Origin of the sequence: Mycobacterium sp. DL99 (genome assembly GCF_004762045.1) — a bacterium.
Taxonomy (GTDB): Bacteria; Actinomycetota; Actinomycetes; order Mycobacteriales; family Mycobacteriaceae; genus Mycobacterium.
This window is the reverse complement of record NZ_SJOM01000007.1, coordinates 2,509,313-2,527,457: the sequence shown is the minus strand read 5'-3', so window position 1 is coordinate 2,527,457 and position 18,145 is coordinate 2,509,313. Positions and strand designations below refer to the sequence as shown.

The following is an 18,145-nucleotide window of genomic DNA, read 5'->3' as shown; positions in this document are numbered from 1 at the left end:
TTATGTACGCACCTTCTCGACGAGTTCGTACGTCTCGACGACGTCGCCTTCCTTGATGTCGTTGTAGGTCAGCGTCAGACCGCACTCGTAACCTTCGCGGACCTCGGTGGCATCGTCCTTCTCCCGCTTGAGCGAGGACACCGTGAGGTTCTGCGCGACCACCATGTTGTCACGCAGCAGCCGGGCCTTGGCGTTGCGGCGCATGATGCCCGAGGTGACCAGGCAGCCGGCGATGTTGCCGACCTTGGACGACCGGAAGATCGCCCGGATCTCGGCGCGGCCGAGCTCCTTCTCCTCGTACACCGGCTTGAGCATGCCCTTGAGGGCCTTCTCGATCTCGTCGATCGCCTGGTAGATCACCGAGTAGTACCGGATCTCCACACCCTCGCGGTTGGCCAGCTCGGTCGCCTTGCCTTCGGCACGGACGTTGAACCCGATGATGATCGCGTCCGAGGCCGATGCCAGGTTGACGTTGGTCTCGGTGACGCCACCGACACCGCGGTCGATGACCCGCAGCTCCACTTCGTCGTCGATCTCGATGCCCATCAAGGCTTCCTCGAGGGCTTCGACCGTACCGGCGTTGTCGCCCTTGAGGATCAGGTTCAGCTGGCTGGTTTCCTTCAGTGCCGAATCCAGGTCTTCCAGGCTGATCCGCTTACGGCTGCGTGCGGCCAGGGCATTGCGCTTGCGCGCACTGCGCCGGTCGGCGATCTGGCGGGCGATGCGGTCCTCGTCGACAACCAGGAAGTTGTCACCGGCACCCGGCACCGACGTGAAGCCGATGACCTGGACCGGACGCGAGGGCAGCGCCTCTTCGACGTCGTCGCCGTGCTCGTCGACCATGCGGCGGACGCGACCATAGGCATCGCCAGCCACCACCGAGTCGCCGACACGCAGGGTGCCGCGCTGGATGAGCACCGTGGCCACCGGACCGCGACCGCGGTCCAGGTGCGCCTCGATCGCCACACCCTGGGCCTCCATGTCCGGGTTGGCCCGCAGGTCCAGGGATGCGTCGGCGGTCAGGACGACCGCCTCCAGCAGCGCCTCGATGTTGGTGCCCTGCTTGGCGGAGATGTCGACGAACATGGTCTCGCCGCCGTACTCCTCGGCCACCAGGTTGTACTCGGTGAGCTGAGCCCGGATCTTGGCCGGGTCGGCGCCTTCCTTGTCGATCTTGTTGACCGCCACCACGATCGGCACATCAGCGGCCTGCGCGTGGTTGATGGCCTCCACCGTCTGCGGCATGACGCCGTCGTCGGCCGCAACCACGAGGATCGCGATGTCGGTCGCCTTGGCACCACGGGCACGCATGGCGGTGAACGCCTCGTGACCCGGGGTGTCGATGAAGGTGATCGGCCGGACGTTGCCGTCCAGATCGACCTCGACCTGGTAGGCGCCGATGTGCTGGGTGATGCCGCCGGCCTCGCCCTCGCGGACAGTGGCGTTGCGGATCGTGTCCAGCAGTCGGGTCTTGCCGTGGTCGACGTGACCCATGACGGTGACCACGGGCGGGCGGAACTCGAGGTCTTCCTCGTCACCCTCGTCCTCGCCGTAGGTGAGATCGAAGGACTGCAGGAGTTCGCGGTCCTCGTCCTCGGGCGAGACGACCTGCACCTTGAAGTTCATCTCGCTGCCGAGCAGCTCCAGGGTGTCGTCACCGACCGACTGGGTCGCCGTGACCATCTCACCGAGGTTGAACAGCGCCTGGACCAGTGCGGCCGGGTTGGCGTCGATCTTCTCGGCGAAGTCGCTCAGCGATGCGCCGCGGGCCAGCCGGATGGTCTCGCCGTTGCCCTTGGGCAACCGCACGCCACCGACGACCGGCGCCTGCATGTTCTCGTATTCGGCGCGTTTCGCCCGCTTCGACTTACGGCCGCGCTTGGGGGCACCGCCGGGACGACCGAACGCACCGGCCGCGCCACCGCGCTGGCCGGGACGGCCACCGCCGCCACCACCACCGGGGCGACCGCGGAAACCACCGGCAGCCGCACCGCCTGCGCCGGCACCGCCGCCGGCGCCACCGCCGCGGTAGTTACCGCCGCCACCAGCACCACCGGGACGAGCACCCTGACCGGCACCGCCGGGACGGGGGCCACCGCCGGGACGCGGGCCGGGGCGTGGGCCACCACGACCCGGAGCACCGGCGCCTGCCGGTCGCGGCGGCATGTTGCCGGGCGACGGACGCGGGCCGCCGCCGGGACGCGGGGCACCGGGCCGCGGCTGCGGACGCGGGATGGGCCGCTCGACAGGCTGCTGCGAGGAGAACGGGTTGTTGCCGACGCGCGGAGCGCGCGGGGCAGGCTTCGGGGCGCCTGAAGCCGGGCCCGGACGCGGTCCGGGTGTGGCTCCGGGAGTGGGCCGCGGACCGGGCGTAGCACCCGGAGCCGGTGCTGCCGGGGCGCTGGGCGCCGCGGCGGCAGGTGCACTCGGTGCAGCCGGGGGCTGCGGAGCGGCGGGCTTGGGTGCTGCGGGCCGGGCCGGGGTGACCGGCGCGGCCTCAGCGGCCGGAGCCTGGGGTTCGACCGCCGGAGCCGCGGGCGCGGCGGGCTTGGCCGGAGCCGGCTTGGCCGCCGTCGCCGGGCTGGGAGCACCGGGCTTGGGTGCCGCGGGCGCGGCTCCGCCCTGCGGACGGGGCTTGTCTTCGGGCTTCTTACCGCCGGCCTTTGCGCCGAACGATTCGCGCAGCCGACGCGCGACCGGCGCCTCCACGGTGGAGGACGCCGACTTGACGAACTCGCCTTGCTCCTTGAGCTTGGCTAAGAGGTCCTTACTGGTGACACCGAGTTCCTTTGCCAACTCGTGTACACGGGCCTTACCTGCTGCCACTACATCTCCTCGTCTGGAGGCAACAGCGGTGGTAGGCGCCGCGCCTCGGGTTTAGCTATGACGCATGGTCATCGGGACTTCACGGTGTGCTCATGTTCTTCGCTACCTGTTCTGTTGCCGGGGCGTCGAGCCTGTCGAGATCTCCTCGACGTACTCGATCACCGCGGATGTATCCGGTGAACCGGTGAGTCGCAACGCTCGGACGAAGGCTCGCCGCTTCACTGCTACCTGCAGGCACTGCTGGTCGGGATGCAGCCACGCACCACGTCCTGGCAGGCTTGCCGCGGTATCAACGGTTACGGAACGCGTCCCATTCCCGTCGGTTACCGCGACCACTCGGAGCAACTCGGCGGCCAACTCTCGCTTCCGGCATCCGATGCAGGTCCGCACTGGTCCGACAGAGGTGTCGGAGGTGCTTCGATGCGTCAGAGCCGGAGTCTCGCGCTGGATCACGGCTGAGTCTACCGCCCCGAGGGCTGTGGTCCGAAACGCCGGTCACTACTGTCAATCGTGTACCGCCCCGGGCCGGACGTCATGGTCTGGCTGCGGCGCCGCATCGCTGCGGATATCGATCCGCCAACCGGTGAGGCGGGCCGCCAACCTGGCGTTTTGCCCTTCCTTGCCGATCGCCAGGGAAAGCTGGAAGTCCGGGACGATCACCCGCGCCGCCCTCGCGGCCTCGTCGATCACCGACACGGACACCACCTTGGCAGGCGACAGGGCGTTGGCGACGAAACGCGCGGGGTCCTCGTCGTAGTCGATGATGTCGATCTTCTCGCCCGACAATTCGCTCATCACATTGCGCACCCGCTGGCCCATCGGGCCGATACACGCCCCCTTGGCGTTCAGCCCGGGCACCCGCGAGGCCACCGCGATCTTGGACCGGTGCCCGGCCTCGCGGGCCACCGCGACAATCTCCACGGACCCGTCGGCGATCTCGGGCACTTCCAGGGAGAACAGTTTGCGAACCAGGTTCGGATGAGTGCGGGACAGCGTGATCAACGGCTCACGCGCCCCCCGGGTGACGCCGACGACGTAGCAACGCAGCCGGTCGCCATGTTCGTAGCGCTCCCCCGGCACCTGCTCGGCGCTGGGGATCACCCCTTCGGACCCCTTGGTCTCGCTGCCCATCCGTACGACGACCAGTCCGCGGGCATTGGCCCGGGCATCGCGCTGGATCACCCCGGCGACGATGTCGCCCTCGTGCGCCGCGAACTCCCCGTAGGTCTTCTCGTTCTCCGCATCGCGCAACCGCTGCAAGATCACCTGCCGGGCGGTGGTCGCCGCGATCCTGCCGAATCCCTCTGGCGTGTCATCCCATTCATGCAGGACGTTGCCGTCGGCATCGGTCTGACGGGCGATCACCTTGACCACACCGGTCTTGCGATCGATGTCGATGCGCGCGTCGGGCTCATGCCCTTCGGTGTGTCGATACGCGGTGAGCAATGCCGATTTGATGGTCTCGACGACCACGTCGACGGTGATGCCCTTGTCCGCTTCGATGGCATGCAGCGCCGCCATGTCGATGTTCATTCCCCGGCCCCCTTTCCGGTTTCTCCCGACAGTTCCAGTTCACGTCGGTTTGGAGGTGAAAACTCCACTTGCACAACAGCTTTGGCGATATCAGTAAGAGCGAGCTCGCGGACGGTCAGATCCCGCCCTTCTGGCACCACGACTTTCAGCACTGTGCCGTCGGTTTCCCCGAGCCTGCCGGTGAATACCGTGCCATCGGCCAGAGTCAACTCAGCCTTGCGCCCACGGGCGCGCCGGAAATGCTTGGCCTGCGTCAGCGGCCGGTCCACACCCGGCGAGGTGACGTCGAGCACATACGGCGTGTCGCCCTGCGCGAGCTGGTCGAGCAGCTCCGCGGCCGTCCGCGACAGCGCAGCCAGGGAATCGAGATCGAGGCCATCGTCGCCGTCGGCGATCACGGTGATGCGGGCTGGACGAGCCGATGCGTCGACCACGACATCGTCGATTTCGTAACCGGCGCGCGCGAACTCGCCACCTAGTAGCTCGATCACCTGCGTCTGCGACGGCAAATCCGCAGACCGCAACTTTGGATCCGGTGCCACGGCGAGCTCCTCATCTTGAATTGTCTCCGACACAAATCCCAGGGCCAGCCACCTGGATCGGCCCTGGAATCGCCTATTCACGATACGCCAGGCGCGCCGCAGCAACCGCCAATCGAAATCTGGTGCGTGGCGAATGTGGTCGCACCGGCGCCGGCCGACCGCTCGGCGCCGCGTCAGGCCGGTTCCCGAGCAATGGCAGGATGTTCACGTGCCGAGCGCCCATGCAGACATCAGCCGGCGGCGCGTACTGCTCTCGGCCGCGGCCCTTGCCCTGCTGGGCGCCACCGCCGCCGCCTGCGGTACGACGACGCCTCAGCCCGAAGTGGACGACCTGACCGAGCAGTGGGACCGCGCGCGCGCCGACAGTGCACTGGCTGCCGATGTGGCAGCCGCCCAGTCTCCGCAGGCAGCGGTGACCCGGGCCCTGAACGCCGTGGCGAATGACCGCACCGCGCATGCCAAGGCGTTGTCCGACGAGTTGATCAGGATGACGGGCGTCGCCCCCACGAGCACCGCTGCCGGCACCACCGGCAGCACGGCCAAGGCCAGCCCGAGTACCAGAGGCGATACGTCCGCACCCGGGGTCGACGACGTCCTCAACGCGCTCAAGGAGTCCGCGGACAGCGCCGCGGGCCTGGCTCGCACGCTCTCCGGTTACCGCGCCGGCCTACTCGGATCCATCGCCGCCTCGTGTACGGCCGCCTACACCGTCGCGCTGGGAGGTGCACAGTGACCTCACCCGGACCACGATCGACCACCTCGCCCAGCCGTCCGACCACCGCCGCCGATGCCGCCCTCTTCGATGCCGTCGCCGTCGAGCACGGGGCCATCTACGGCTACGGGCTGGTATCGGCCCATTCGACGGCCGAGGACAACGCCCTGGTGGCCACGGCGATGGCTGAACACCGGGCACGTCGCGAATCGGCCATGGTCATGCTCGAAGCCCGCTCGGTCACCCCGCCGCTACCCGCGGCCGGCTATCAGTTGCCCGCACCGGTGAACGATCCGACCGATGCCGCCAACCTCGCGATACGCATGGAGGAGGACTCCTCGGTGGCCTGGCGGGCGCTGCTCGAACAGGCCACCAGCGCCGAGGACCGCACTTTCGCGCTGACAGCGCTGTCGCAGACGGCCGTCACCGCCGCCAGGTGGCGCGCGATCGTGAACGCCTGGCCGGTGACGGTCGCCTTCCCCGGCGGGGGCGAATAGCCCTCGCAGGCGATCTCCGGATCCCCTTTGATTGCACCCGGTAATTGATCCCGCGGTGCCCATTGCAACGTCCGCTCGCCGAGCGAAAGGTAGAGGTCGGACCGGTGGCGCCACCGGGGCGCCGCCCCGAATAAAGGGGGTGGATCGTGTACGCACGCTCTACCACTGTCCAGGCGCAACCCGAGTCGATCGATGCCGGTATCGCGCATGTTCGCGACGAGGTCATGCCCGCGCTGCAGGCGATGGACGGCTGCGTCGGAATCTCGTTGTTGGTCGATCGCGAATCCGGCCGGTGCATTGCCACCAGCGCGTGGGAGACCGAAGATGCGATGCACGCGAGCGCCGAGCGGGCAGCACCGCTGCGGGAAGGGGCGGTGGAAGCATTCGGGGGCACCGCAACCGTCGAAGAGTGGGAGATCGCCGTCCTGCACCGCGACCATCGCACCCACGAGGGCGCGTGTGTCCGGGCGACATGGGCCAAGCTGGAGCCGGGCCAGATCGACGGAGGCATCGAGCACTACAAGGCGTCCGTGCTGCCCGCGATGGAGGACCTCGACGGGTTCTGCAGCGCCAGCCTGATGGTCGACCGCGCATCCGGGCGGGGCGTGTCGTCGGCGTCGTTCGACAGCCGCGAAGCGATGGAACGGAGCAAGGAGCAGGCCAGCGCGCTGAAGACTTCGTCGATCCGCGAAGTCGGCGCCGAGGAACTGAACGAATGCGAGTTCGAGTTGGCCCTCGCCCACCTGCGGGTGCCCGAGTTGGCGTGAGCCCGAGCGTTCCGGTGCGCTGACCGGCTGTCAGCGCACCGGCATCGTCATTACCTCCGAGCCGTCACGCTCAGCCGGCGGTGAGTACCGCCGAGATCTCGGCTGCCGCATCATCCACGGCGATCTCGCGGTTCTCGCCGGTGAACCGGTTACGCAGCTCCACCACACCATCGGAGAAACCGCGGCCGACCACCACGATCCACGGCATGCCCAGCAGCTCGGCATCTTTGAACTTCACGCCGGGTGAGGCCTTGCGATCGTCGAACAACACCTCGTGGCCGAGCCGGTCCAGGGCGGCGACGAGCTCGGTCGCTCCGCTCCGGGCGACGTCGTCCTTGTTCGCCACGACCACGTGCACGTCGAACGGCGCGACGGCGCTCGGCCAGCGCAGGCCCAGATCGTCGTGCTGCTGCTCGGCGATCACCGCGACCATGCGGGACACGCCGATGCCGTACGAACCCATCGTGAGCCGCACCGGCTTGCCGTCTTCGCCGAGCACGTCGGCGGTGAAGGCATCGGCGTACTTGCGGCCCAGCTGGAAGATGTGACCGATCTCGATGCCGCGCGCCGAACTCAGCACGCCGGCACCATCGGGTGACGGGTCGCCGTCGCGGACCTCGGCGGCCTCGATCGTGCCGTCGGGAGTGAAGTCACGACCGGCGACCAGGCCGACCACGTGCCTGTTGGGCGCATCGGCACCGGTGATCCACGCCGTGCCGTCCACCACGCGCGGATCGACAAGGTAGCGAACCTCGTTGTCCAACAACGCCTTCGGTCCGACGTAACCCTTGACCAGGAACGGGTTCCTGGCGAAGTCGGCGTCATCGAGCAGAGCGAACTCGGCCGGTTCCAGCGCAGCGCCCAAGCGCTTCTCGTCGACCTCACGGTCGCCGGGCACGCCGACCGCCAGCAGCTCCCAATCGCCGCCGGGCTCGCGGGTCTTGAGCAGGACGTTCTTCAGGGTGTCGGCGGCGGTGACCTCGCGACCCGAGAACTGGGCCAGGTCAGCCGAATTGGCCCAGTCGACCAGCGTCGCGATGGTCGGGGTGTCCGGGGTGTCGTGCACCTGCGCCGCGGGCTGCCCGTCGATGGGCAGTGGCGCCGGCGCCCGGGTGATCACCGCTTCGACGTTGGCGGCGTACCCGGAGTCCAGGCAGCGCACAAAGGTGTCCTCGCCGACCTCGCTCTCGGCCAGGAACTCCTCCGAGGCGCTGCCGCCCATCGCACCCGAGACCGCCGACACGATCACGTAGCGCACGCCCAGGCGTCCGAAGATCTTCTGGTACGCCTCGCGGTGGGCGTGGTAGGCGTTCTTGAGGCCGTCGTCGTCCACGTCGAACGAGTACGAGTCCTTCATCACGAACTCGCGGCCCCGCAGGATGCCTGCGCGCGGTCGCGCCTCGTCGCGGTATTTGGTCTGGACCTGGTACAGGATCGCCGGGAAGTCCTTGTAGGAGGAGTACTCCCCCTTGACGGTCAGCGTGAAGATCTCCTCGTGCGTCGGCCCGAGCAGATAGTCGTTGCCCCGCCGGTCCTGCAGCCGGAACAGGGTGTCGCCGTATTCGGTCCACCTGTTGGTGGTCTCGTACGGGCCACGCGGCAGCAGTGCGGGCAGCAGGATCTCCTGGCCGCCGATCGCGTTCATCTCTTCCCGCACGATGTTCTCGATCCGGCGCAGGACCCGCAGGCCCAGCGGCAGCCAGCTGTAGATGCCGGGGCCGACCGGACGGACATAGCCGGCCCGGATCAGCAGCTTGTGGCTGGGGACTTCGGCATCAGCGGGGTCGTCACGCAGGGTTCGCAGGAACAGCTCGGACATGCGGGTGATCACAGGCGACAACCTTAAGGCGTGTCGTCAGTCACGGCCCTGCCAGGTACAGATGCAGACCTCATTGCCCTCCGCGTCGGCCAGTACCCAGAAGGCTGGTGCGCGGCGGTCGCTGAGCAAGCGGCCGCCGGCCGCCAGGGCCGCGGCGACGCGAGCCTGCGCCGCCTCGTGCGTGACGTCGATGTCGAGGTGGATCCGATTTCTCTGCGGCCGAGGCGCATCCATCTGCTGAAACCAGATCGCCGGGCCGCGGCCGAAGGGATCGACGAGCCCGGCGTTCAGATCGGAGGAGCCTGGCTCGGCCGAGGGTTCATCGATATAGCCCGTGACCGCCTTCCAGAACGGGCGAACCGCACCGATGTCGAGGGCGTCGATGGCGACCTCGACCGCCTGGATCGCTCCGGTTCCGGCGGTCAGCTCGAAACCGTGTACGGCGAGGGTCTGGGACACCGCGCGAGCCAGTTCCAGGTCCCGCTCGGTCACCGCACCTGCATCACGCGTTCGCAGGCGCAGCACTGCCCGATCGGATCGGATGTCGATCGAAAGGTGTCGTGGCGCGTCGGCGCCGGCCGCGTGCACCGCGCGAGTGGCCGCGGCCGCCGCGTCGGCCATCGACGGCACCAGCACCTCGGTGTAGATGGCTCCCAGCACCAGACGCCAGCCCAGCGGGCCGACGGCCTCGGAGATCTCCCGGCGGTTCATCGGCATCGACCTGGCAAGCCGTCAGTCGAGCTCGAGCTCTCCGGAATCGATGGCGTCCTTCACCTCTTGGGCTTGGGCCACCTGTTCGGAGGTGTAGCCGATGAACAACGCCGCAATGCCGACCAGAACCGCGACCGCGGCCACCCACAGCAGCCCGTACGTGTAACCCGCGTCCAGTGCGGCCAGTTGCGGGCCGTCCATGTTCTTGACCGGTCCGGTGATCCCACCCAGATAAAGGGTGCGCGAGGTGATGACGGCCTGGATGATGGCCAGCACCAGCGGGCCGCCCAGGCTCTGCAGCATCAGCGCGATGGCCGAGGCCGGGCCGATCTGATCGAAGCCGACACCGGCGATGGCCGACAGAGTCAGCGGCACCACGATCATCCCGATGCCGATACCGCCGATGGTGATGGGCAGCACCAGGTTCGGGAAGTACGGGATGCCGGCATGCAACGTCGACCCGTAGAGCATGGCGCCGAGCACCAGGATGCCGCCGGCGATGACCACGATGCGCGGCTGGAAGAACCGCACGATCTGCGAGGACGCCCCGAGGCCGATTCCCATACCGATCACGAACGGGATGAAGCCGATACCGGCGCGCAGGGCGCTGTAGCCCAGGATGTCCTGCACGTACAGGCCGATCAGCACGGTGAGGGTGAACAGCACACCGCCGGCCAGGAAGACGGCCGCGAACGTGGCGACCCGGTTGCGCTCGTGGAACAGGTCGAACGGCACCACCGGGTTCTCGGCGCTGCGTTCGGCGATCAGAAACGCGATACCGAAGACCGCCGCGGCTCCCCCGGAGGCCAGGGTGATCGGCGCCAACCAGCCACTCTCGGGTCCCTGGGTGAAGGCGAACACCGCGGCCGTGCAGGCCAGGGTCGCCAGCAGGGCGCCGGCGGCGTCGAGCTTCATCCGCTCACGGTTGGTCTCGCGCAGTGCGGTGCGGGCCAGATAGAGCATCATCAGCCCGATCGGGACGTTGACCAGGAAGGCCCACCGCCACGACACCTCGGTCAGGGCACCGCCGACGACCAGACCCATCACAGAACCGATCGCGGTCATGGCGCCGAACACGGCGGTGGCCGCGTTGCGGGCCGGCCCCTTCGGGAACGTGGTGGCGATGAGCGCGAGCCCCGTGGGCGAGGCGATCGCCGCGCCGACACCCTGCAGCAGTCGCGCGATCACCAGCGTCGCTTCGTTCCAGGCGATACCGCACAGGATCGAGGCGATGGTGAACAACGCGACACCGACGATGAAGGTGCGCTTGCGGCCGATGGTGTCGCCGAGCCGTCCACCGAGCAGCATCAGCCCGCCGAAGGTCAGCACATAGGCCGTGATGACCCAGCTACGTCCAGCGTCGGACAGGCCGAGCTCGTCCTGGATCTTGGGCAGCGCGACGATCGCGACCGTGCTGTCCATCGTGGCCAGCAGCTGCATGCCGCCGATCGCGATGACCGCGGAAAGGAAGCCCCAGGACGGGAACCAGGACGGGAGCCGGGCCGCAAGACCCTCGCGCTCGGCGTCGTTGAGAGCCGTCATAACGGGTCACCTTACCGGAATCTTAAGAATCCTTTAACCGCCGAAGGCAGCCACAGGTCCGATCACGATGATCGCCGGAGGTCGAATGCCGTCCGCACGAATCCTCTCGGGCGCGTCGCCGAGCGTGGCCCGCAGGGTGCGCTGGGCGACAGTGGTGCCGTGCTGCACCACCAGGACCGGCGTATCCGCAGGTCGGCCGCCATCCAGGAGCGCCTTGGTGAACAGCTCGATGCGTTCGACGGCCATCAGCAGCACGATCGTGCCGGTCATCGCCGCCAGCGCATCCCAATTCACTAACGATTCGGGGTGGCCGGGCGCAACATGACCGCTTACGACCACGAACTCGTGGGTCATGCCTCGGTGGGTGACCGGAACCCCGGCCAATGCGGGTACCGATATGGCACTTGTCACACCCGGAACCACGGTGACCGGGATGCCGGCCTCGGTGCACGCGAGGACCTCTTCGTAGCCGCGGGCGAAGACGAACGGATCGCCTCCCTTGAGACGGACGACGAACTTTCCGGCACGGGCCCGGTCCACCAGAACCTGGTTGATCGCCTCCTGCGCCATCGCCCGCCCGTAGGGGATCTTGGCCGCGTCGATCACCTCGACATGGGGCCCGAGTTCGGCCAGCAACTCCTGGGGGGCCAACCGGTCGGCGACCACGACGTCTGCGCGGGCCAGCAGGCGCCGTCCCCGCACGGTGATCAGCTCTGGATCACCCGGACCGCCGCCGACGAGGGCCACCCCCGTGGGCGCCTCCCCCGGCTCCCCACCGGAGTCCGCGGCGAGTAGGCCACGCTGCAGGGCTTCGTGGATGGCGGTGCGGATGGCTGCCGAACGGCGGTGCTCGCCGCCGGCGAGGACGCCCACCGAGAGGCCGTCGGAGTCGAATGTCGCCGGGGTCACCGCGGATCCGTCGCGGGCGACATCGGCGCGAACGCAGAAGATGCGCCGCTCATCGGCTTCGGCGGCGATGGCGGCGTTGACCTCGGAGTCGTCGGTGGCCGCGAGCACATACCAGGCACCGTCGAGATCCCCGGCGCGGAAGTCGCGCAGCTGCAGGGTGATCCCCGGTTCGTCGTGCGACAGCGCCTCCACCGCGGGGCTGGCCGCCCGCGCGATCACGTGTACGTCGGCGCCGTGGGCGATCAGCAGGGGCAGCCGACGTTGCGCGACGGTTCCGCCGCCGACAACGACGACCTTCTTGCCCGACAGGCGCAGGCCGACGAGGTAGGCATTCTCTGAAGTCACATTCCTCCTCGCGTGCGGATCACCCGCCGAGCTTAGAGGTTGCTGCTGTGGTCACGAAGCGGGTGATGGCCTCGGGGTGTGCCGCGGGGTGGGTATGCAGGTACCCCGCGTGCACGCCGCGCTGCACCGCGCCGTCCCGCCGAGCCGCCTGCCCGGGGCCGGCAAAGGCCCAGGCCGGTGGCAGATCGTCGCCGAATTCCACTGCGGTCCGGTGGAATTCATGACCGGTGACGCGATCGCCTGCCGCATGCATGCAGGAATCGGCTACCGCGACCGCGTCGCGGTAGCCCAGCGTGAGGCGCTCGGTGAACCGTGCCGAACCGGCCAGCACACCGCACATCGGTGCCCCGTCGAGATCATCGACCAGATAGGTCAGGCCGGCGCACTCGGCGTGCACGGGGGCACCGCGGGTGGCCAGGTCCCTGATCTGCTGGCGGACAAGATCGTTGGCCGACAGTTCGGTGGTGAACTGTTCGGGGAACCCGCCGGGCAGCACCAGCGCGTCGGCGCCGGCGGGCAGGGGTTCGGACAGCGGGTCGAACTCGGCGACGTGTGCGCCCGCCCCGCGCAAAAGCTCGGCGTGCTCGGCATAGCTGAAGCTGAACGCCTTACCCGCGGCCAGCGCCACCGTGACATTGGTCACCGATTCAGCCACCGGACTCCACGGCTCGGCGGTCACGTGGGCAGCCGAGGCGGCGACGATGGTCGCCAGGTCGACGTGGCGGCCCACCAGGGCGGTCATCGCAGCCACCGCGTCGCGCGCCTGCCGGCCGTGCTCGACGGCGGTGATGAGACCGAGATGCCTTGACGGGACGGATAGTTCATCGGCTCGCGGAATGGCACCGAGCACCGTCACGCCGGCATGTTCACAGGCCTGGCGCAACACCGCCTCGTGCCGGTCGGAGCCCACCCGGTTGAGGATCACCCCGGCGATCCGCACGGCCGGGTCGAAGGTGACGAAGCCGTGCAGCAGCGCGGCGATGCTGTGGCTCTGCCCGCGGGCGTCGACCACCAGCACCACCGGGGCCCCCAACAGACCTGCGACCTGGGCCGCCGAACCCCGCGGGATGCCGGTCATCTGCCCCTCGATACGACCGTCGAACAGGCCCATGACGCCCTCGACGACCGCGATGTCGGCACCGGCACACCCATGCCGGTAGAGCGGGCCGATCAATCCCTCGCCGACGAGCACCGGGTCCAGGTTGCGACCCGGACGGCCGGCGGCCAGGGCGTGGTAGCCGGGGTCGATGAAGTCCGGGCCGACCTTGAACGGCGCCACCGAGTGACCCGCCTGGCGCAGCGCACCGACCAAACCCGTTGCCACCGTGGTCTTCCCACTGCCCGATGCCGGTGCGGCGATCACCACCGCCGGGGTGGTCACCAGCGCACCGCGCTCACCACTCGATGCCCTTCTGGCCCTTACGGCCGGCATCCATCGGATGCTTGATCTTGGTCATCTCCGTCACCAGATCCGCGGCATCGATCAGCGCCTGCGGGGCGTCTCGACCGGTGATCACCACGTGCTGGGTGCCCGGACGCGTGCGGAGCACCTCGACTACTTCTTCCACGGCAACCCAGCCCCACTTGAGCGGATAGGTGAACTCGTCGAGTACGTAGAAGTCGTGGCGCTCTTCGGCCAGGCGGCGTTTGATCTCGTCCCAGCCGTCGGCGGCCGCCGCCGCGTGGTCGACGTCGCTGCCGTGCTTGCGCGTCCAGGACCAACCCGAGCCCATCTTGTGCCACTCCACCGGCCCGCCGGCACCGTGCTCATCGTGCAGCCGGCCGAGTTGACCGAATACGGCCTCCTCCCCGACCTTCCACTTCGCGCTCTTGACGAACTGGAACACCGCCACCGAGAAGCCCTGGTTCCACGCCCGCAGCGCCATCCCGAAGGCCGCGGTCGACTTTCCCTTCCCCGGCCCGGTGTGCACCGCGAGCAGCGGCGCATTGCGGCGGGCCTTGGTGGTCAGGCCGTCGTCGGGAACGGTCAGCGGCTGTCCCTGTGGCATGGTCGGGTCCTTCCTGCTCAGAGTCTCGGGCCGGCTAGGCGGCGGTCTGGTGCTGCACGAGCCGGGTCAGTTCGGCCGCACGCAACTGCTCGAGCCGTACCGCAGGTGATCCCAGCTGTTCGGCCAGTTGCCCGGCCAATCCGAGTCGCACGAACGATGTTTCACAATCGACCACCACGGCGGCGGCACCCTCGGCCACCAACGCGGCCGCCGCTTGTCTGGTACGGCCCAACGGATCGGGGCCCCCGGTGGCGCGGCCGTCGGTGAGCACCACCACCAGGCTGCGCCGGGCGCGGTCACGGGCTTTCTCCCGGACGACGAGATCGCGGGCGGCCAGCAGGCCCTGTGCCAGCGGGGTCTTGCCCCCGGTGTCGAACCGGGCCAGCCGGCGGCTCGCGATGTGCACCGACGTCGTGGGCGGGAGCAGCACGCGGGCATCCTGCTGCCGGAACGTGATCACCGCGACCTTGTCCCGACGCTGGTAGGCATCACGCAGCAGCGACATCGTTGCTCCGGTGACGGCTGACATCCGATCGCGGGCGGCCATGGACCCGGAGGCATCGACGACGAAGATCACCAGATTGCCTTCGCGGCCTTCACGTACCGCGCGCCGGATGTCTTCGGGGCGGGGTCGCGGCAGGCCCGCCCCCTGTTGGCGGCCCGCGGTGGCGAGCAGGGTGGCGAACATGTGCAACCCGTGCCCACTGCCGGGTTCGGCGGTGGCCGCGATCGGCGTGCCGGTGCGGTTGCGGGCCCGCGAACGGCGACCGGGGGCACCTTCGCCGACCCCGGGCACCACCAGCGCCCTGGTCCGGAACACCGCCGACGGCGGGGCACTCGGACGGGTGGCTGATTTCGAATTACCCTGCGGCGCGGCACTTTCGGAACCCGCATCGGCCCCACCCCGGGGCGGGTCGAAGTCGGGGTCGAAGTCCGGATCAGACGGCTCGGCGTCGTGACCCGACTGCTCGGCGGACTCCCCCGCCCGCTGCATGGCTTCTTCGAGTCGCTCGGGATCCAGGCCCGGATCGTCGAACGGATCGCGGCGGCGCCGGTGCGGCAGTGCCAGCTCGGCAGCCACCCGGATGTCCTCTTCGGCAACCGTGGTGGCGCCGCGCCAGGCGGCATGGGCGACGGCGGTGCGCGCGACCACCAGATCGGCGCGCATCCCGTCGACGTCGAATGCCGCGCACAGGGCGGCGATACGGCGCAGTTCGGCGTCGGGCAGTACCACCGAGCCAATCGCGGCCCGGGCCGCGATAATCCGATCGGCCAACTCGGCGTCGGCAGCCGCATGACGATCGACGAACGCCCGCGGGTCGGCCTCGAACGCCATCCTGGCCCGGATCACCTCGACACGTACGTCGACGTCACGCGAGGCGGCCACGTCCACGGTGAGCCCGAATCGGTCCAGCAACTGCGGACGCAACTCGCCTTCCTCGGGATTCATGGTGCCGATCAGAACGAAGCGGGACTCGTGCGAGTGCGAAATCCCTTCGCGCTCAACATGTACGCGACCCATCGCAGCGGCATCGAGCAGCACGTCGACCAGATGGTCGTGCAGCAGGTTGACCTCGTCGACGTAGAGCACGCCGCCGTGGGCGCGGGCCAGCAGGCCGGGCGAGAAGGCATGCTCGCCGTCACGGAGCACCTTCTGCAGGTCCAGTGAACCGACCACCCGGTCCTCGGTGGCACCGATCGGCAGTTCGACCAGGCGGGCGTCGTCGTCGACCGCGGACAGCACCGCGGCCAGGCCGCGTACCGCCGTGGATTTCGCCGTCCCCTTCTCGCCGCGGATCAGCACCCCGCCGATCTCCGGATGGACTGCGCACAGCAGCAAGGCCAGGCGTAGCCGGTCCTGCCCGACCAGAGCGCTGAACGGATACGTGTGGGTCTCCACCGTCATCTCAGGGCCGCCATCGGGAAGATTCGCTCTCTCGTCACATCGGCTCCTCGCGCAAGCGCTCGTCGGGTCGGGCCCCGGGACGCACCATCGGCACATGCGGGATTCCGTCATCAAGGAATTCGTCGCCGTCGCGGACGAATCCGTGCCGACCGTACATGTCGACCAGGTAGGTCTGGGCATTGATGTGGCACGGGTAGTCGCCGACCTCGGCCAGTGCCGCCTGCATGAGCCGGGTGGTGTGCCCACTGCCCCGAGCACTGCGTTTGGTGCACACCCGGCCGATCCGGAACGCCTTCTCCCCGCCGGGATGCTCTTCCATCAGCCGCAACGTCGAAATGACTTCTCCGGCGGGGCTTTCCAACCAGAAGTGACGGGTCTCGGCAAGCAGATCCCGGCCGTCGAGCTCAGGGTAGGGAGTCGCCTGCTCCACCACGAACACCTCGACACGGAGCTTGAGCAGCTCGTAAAGCGTTGGCACGTCGAGGTCTTTGGCCCAACTGCGGCGTAATGCGACCGTCATCCGCCCGCTCCGGTCACGCGGTCACAGGATCGTCCAGCTTGAGCGCCTTGGTACCCCACGCCCAGACTTCGTCGAACAGGCCAGGTTCGTTCGACAGCTTGGTACCGAGTGACGGGACCATCTCCTTGAGCTTGGGCAACCAGCTCTGGTAGCGATCGGTGAAGCAGCGCTCCAGCACGTCGAGCATGGCCGGCACCGCGGTGGACGCGCCGGGCGAGGCGCCCAGCAGACCGGCGATGCTGCCGTCGGCCGCCGTGAGCACGGTGGTGCCGAATTCCAGCACACCGCCCGCGCCGTTGCGCCGGATGACCTGCACACGCTGCCCGGCAATGTCCAGCTCCCAGTCGGAATCGACTGCGCTGGGCGCGAATTCACGCAGGGTGTCAACTCGCGCGGCCTCACTCAGCAGCAGCTGGCCGACCAGGTAGTTGACCAGCCCCATCTCCGTGAGTCCGACACCGAGCATGGACATGATGTTGTTGGGCTTGACCGACAACGGCAGGTCGGTGAACTTGCCCTGCTTGAGGAACTTCGGCGTCCAGCCGGCGAACGGACCGAACAGCAGCCACGACTTGCCGTTGATCACGCGGGTGTCCAGGTGCGGCACCGACATCGGCGGGGCCCCCAGCGGCGGCAGTCCGTACACCTTGGCCTGGTGGCCCGCGGTCAGCACCTGGTTGTTGGTCCGCAGGAACGCGCCGCCGACCGGGAAACCGCCGAAGCCCTTGGCCTCCGGGATGCCCGACTTCTGCAGCAACGGCAGTGCACCGCCGCCGGCGCCGACGAACACGAACTTGGCATTGAACTTGCGCTTGAGGCCGGTGCGCCGGTTGGTCACCTTGAGCGTCCAGGTTCCGTCCGACTCCTTGTGCAGGTTGCGCACCTCGTGGCCGAACAGGGTGTCCATTCCGCGCTGCGCGGTGAAACCGATCAGCTGGCGCGACAACGCACCGAAGTCGACGTCGGTGCCGTTCTGCGACCAGTTCAGACCGACCGGATCGGAGAAATCACGCTTGGCGGCCATGAAGGGCAGCCGGCGGGCGAATTCGTCCTTGTCGTCGATGAATTCCATCGTGGCGAACAGCGGATTGCCGACGAGTGCCTCGTGACGGCGCTTGAGGTAATCGACGTTGCCCGCGCCGTGCACGAAACTGACGTGCGGGATCGGGTTGAGGAAGCCGCGTACGTCGGGCAGCACGCCGTTCTCGGCGGCGTAGGCCCAGAACTGCCGTGACACCTGGAACTGCTCGTTGACGTTGATGGCCTTGGTGGTGTCGATGGAGCCATCGGAGCGCTCGGGGGTGTAGTTCAGCTCACACAGCGCCGAGTGCCCGGTGCCTGCGTTATTCCACGGATCGCTGCTCTCCGCAGCGGCACCGTCGAGCCGCTCGATCATGGTGATGGACCAGTCCGGCTCCAGCAGCCGGATCAGCGCGCCAAGGGTTGCGCTCATGATGCCGGCCCCAACCAGCACGACGTCTGTCTTCACGGTCGTACCCACGTTTGC

Annotated in this window: 16 protein-coding genes; 3 read left to right on the top strand and 13 right to left on the bottom strand. The window is 68.6% G+C overall.

Features of this window, described 5'->3' with window-relative positions:
• The 4 genes from infB to rimP all read right to left on the bottom strand — a co-directional run bounded on the left by infB (position 1) and on the right by rimP (position 4,901).
• A complete protein-coding gene (gene infB, locus EYZ64_RS12650) occupies positions 1-2,826 on the bottom strand; it encodes a translation initiation factor IF-2 (RefSeq protein WP_135453741.1) in 2,826 nt (941 codons plus the stop codon).
• Between the two features lie 102 nt (positions 2,827-2,928).
• Positions 2,929-3,162, bottom strand: coding sequence for a YlxR family protein (locus EYZ64_RS12645; RefSeq protein ID WP_286175279.1), 234 nt, complete (start codon positions 3,160-3,162; stop codon positions 2,929-2,931).
• Positions 3,163-3,330: 168 nt separating this feature from the next.
• Positions 3,331-4,359 (bottom strand): transcription termination factor NusA, encoded by a 1,029-nt coding sequence (gene nusA / locus EYZ64_RS12640; protein WP_135453739.1) that lies wholly within the window; start codon positions 4,357-4,359, stop codon positions 3,331-3,333.
• On the bottom strand, positions 4,356-4,901 hold the full coding sequence (gene rimP / locus EYZ64_RS12635) for a ribosome maturation factor RimP (RefSeq protein ID WP_135459973.1): 546 nt from the start codon (positions 4,899-4,901) through the stop codon (positions 4,356-4,358). The genes nusA and rimP overlap by 4 nt, the downstream gene beginning before the upstream one ends.
• A gap of 208 nt (positions 4,902-5,109) precedes the next feature.
• Here rimP and EYZ64_RS12630 point away from each other — a divergent pair, with 208 nt between their 5' ends.
• The 3 genes from EYZ64_RS12630 to EYZ64_RS12620 all read left to right on the top strand — a co-directional run bounded on the left by EYZ64_RS12630 (position 5,110) and on the right by EYZ64_RS12620 (position 6,877).
• A complete protein-coding gene (locus EYZ64_RS12630; protein ID WP_135453738.1) occupies positions 5,110-5,634 on the top strand; it encodes a hypothetical protein in 525 nt (174 codons plus the stop codon).
• A complete protein-coding gene (locus EYZ64_RS12625; protein ID WP_135453737.1) occupies positions 5,631-6,110 on the top strand; it encodes a ferritin-like domain-containing protein in 480 nt (159 codons plus the stop codon). Before EYZ64_RS12630 ends, EYZ64_RS12625 begins: the two co-directional genes overlap by 4 nt.
• Positions 6,111-6,256: 146 nt before the next feature.
• Positions 6,257-6,877, top strand: coding sequence for an antibiotic biosynthesis monooxygenase (locus EYZ64_RS12620; RefSeq protein ID WP_135453736.1), 621 nt, complete (start codon positions 6,257-6,259; stop codon positions 6,875-6,877).
• 70 nt (positions 6,878-6,947) lie between these two features.
• Here EYZ64_RS12620 and EYZ64_RS12615 read toward each other — a convergent pair whose 3' ends face one another.
• From EYZ64_RS12615 to mqo, 9 genes are read right to left on the bottom strand one after another with little or no spacing between them, the layout of a single operon-like run.
• Entirely contained in the window at positions 6,948-8,708 is a 1,761-nt protein-coding gene (locus EYZ64_RS12615; RefSeq protein ID WP_135453735.1) for a proline--tRNA ligase, read from the bottom strand.
• A 24-nt stretch (positions 8,709-8,732) separates the two neighbouring features.
• Entirely contained in the window at positions 8,733-9,407 is a 675-nt protein-coding gene (locus EYZ64_RS12610) for a 4a-hydroxytetrahydrobiopterin dehydratase family protein (RefSeq protein WP_135453734.1), read from the bottom strand.
• 21 nt (positions 9,408-9,428) lie between these two features.
• The gene (locus EYZ64_RS12605; RefSeq protein WP_135453733.1) at positions 9,429-10,949 is read right to left on the bottom strand and encodes an MFS transporter; all 1,521 of its coding nucleotides are present in this window, start codon (positions 10,947-10,949) and stop codon (positions 9,429-9,431) included.
• Between the two features lie 33 nt (positions 10,950-10,982).
• Positions 10,983-12,203 (bottom strand): uroporphyrinogen-III C-methyltransferase, encoded by a 1,221-nt coding sequence (gene cobA, locus EYZ64_RS12600; RefSeq protein ID WP_135453732.1) that lies wholly within the window; start codon positions 12,201-12,203, stop codon positions 10,983-10,985.
• 19 nt (positions 12,204-12,222) lie between these two features.
• Entirely contained in the window at positions 12,223-13,584 is a 1,362-nt protein-coding gene (locus tag EYZ64_RS12595; protein ID WP_167857809.1) for a cobyrinic acid a,c-diamide synthase CobB, read from the bottom strand.
• A 13-nt stretch (positions 13,585-13,597) separates the two neighbouring features.
• Complete coding sequence (gene cobO / locus EYZ64_RS12590; RefSeq protein WP_135453730.1) at positions 13,598-14,212, bottom strand: cob(I)yrinic acid a,c-diamide adenosyltransferase; 615 nt, start codon at positions 14,210-14,212, stop codon at positions 13,598-13,600.
• Positions 14,213-14,246: 34 nt separating this feature from the next.
• Complete coding sequence (locus EYZ64_RS12585) at positions 14,247-16,118, bottom strand: magnesium chelatase subunit D family protein (protein ID WP_167857808.1); 1,872 nt, start codon at positions 16,116-16,118, stop codon at positions 14,247-14,249.
• 34 nt (positions 16,119-16,152) lie between these two features.
• Positions 16,153-16,638 carry a GNAT family N-acetyltransferase gene (locus EYZ64_RS12580; protein ID WP_135453729.1) on the bottom strand — a complete coding sequence of 162 codons (486 nt, stop codon included), beginning with the start codon at positions 16,636-16,638 and terminating at the stop codon, positions 16,153-16,155.
• Positions 16,639-16,651: 13 nt separating this feature from the next.
• Positions 16,652-18,091, bottom strand: coding sequence for a malate dehydrogenase (quinone) (mqo, locus tag EYZ64_RS12575; RefSeq protein ID WP_502703012.1), 1,440 nt, complete (start codon positions 18,089-18,091; stop codon positions 16,652-16,654).
• Between the last annotated feature and the right edge of the window lie 54 nt (positions 18,092-18,145).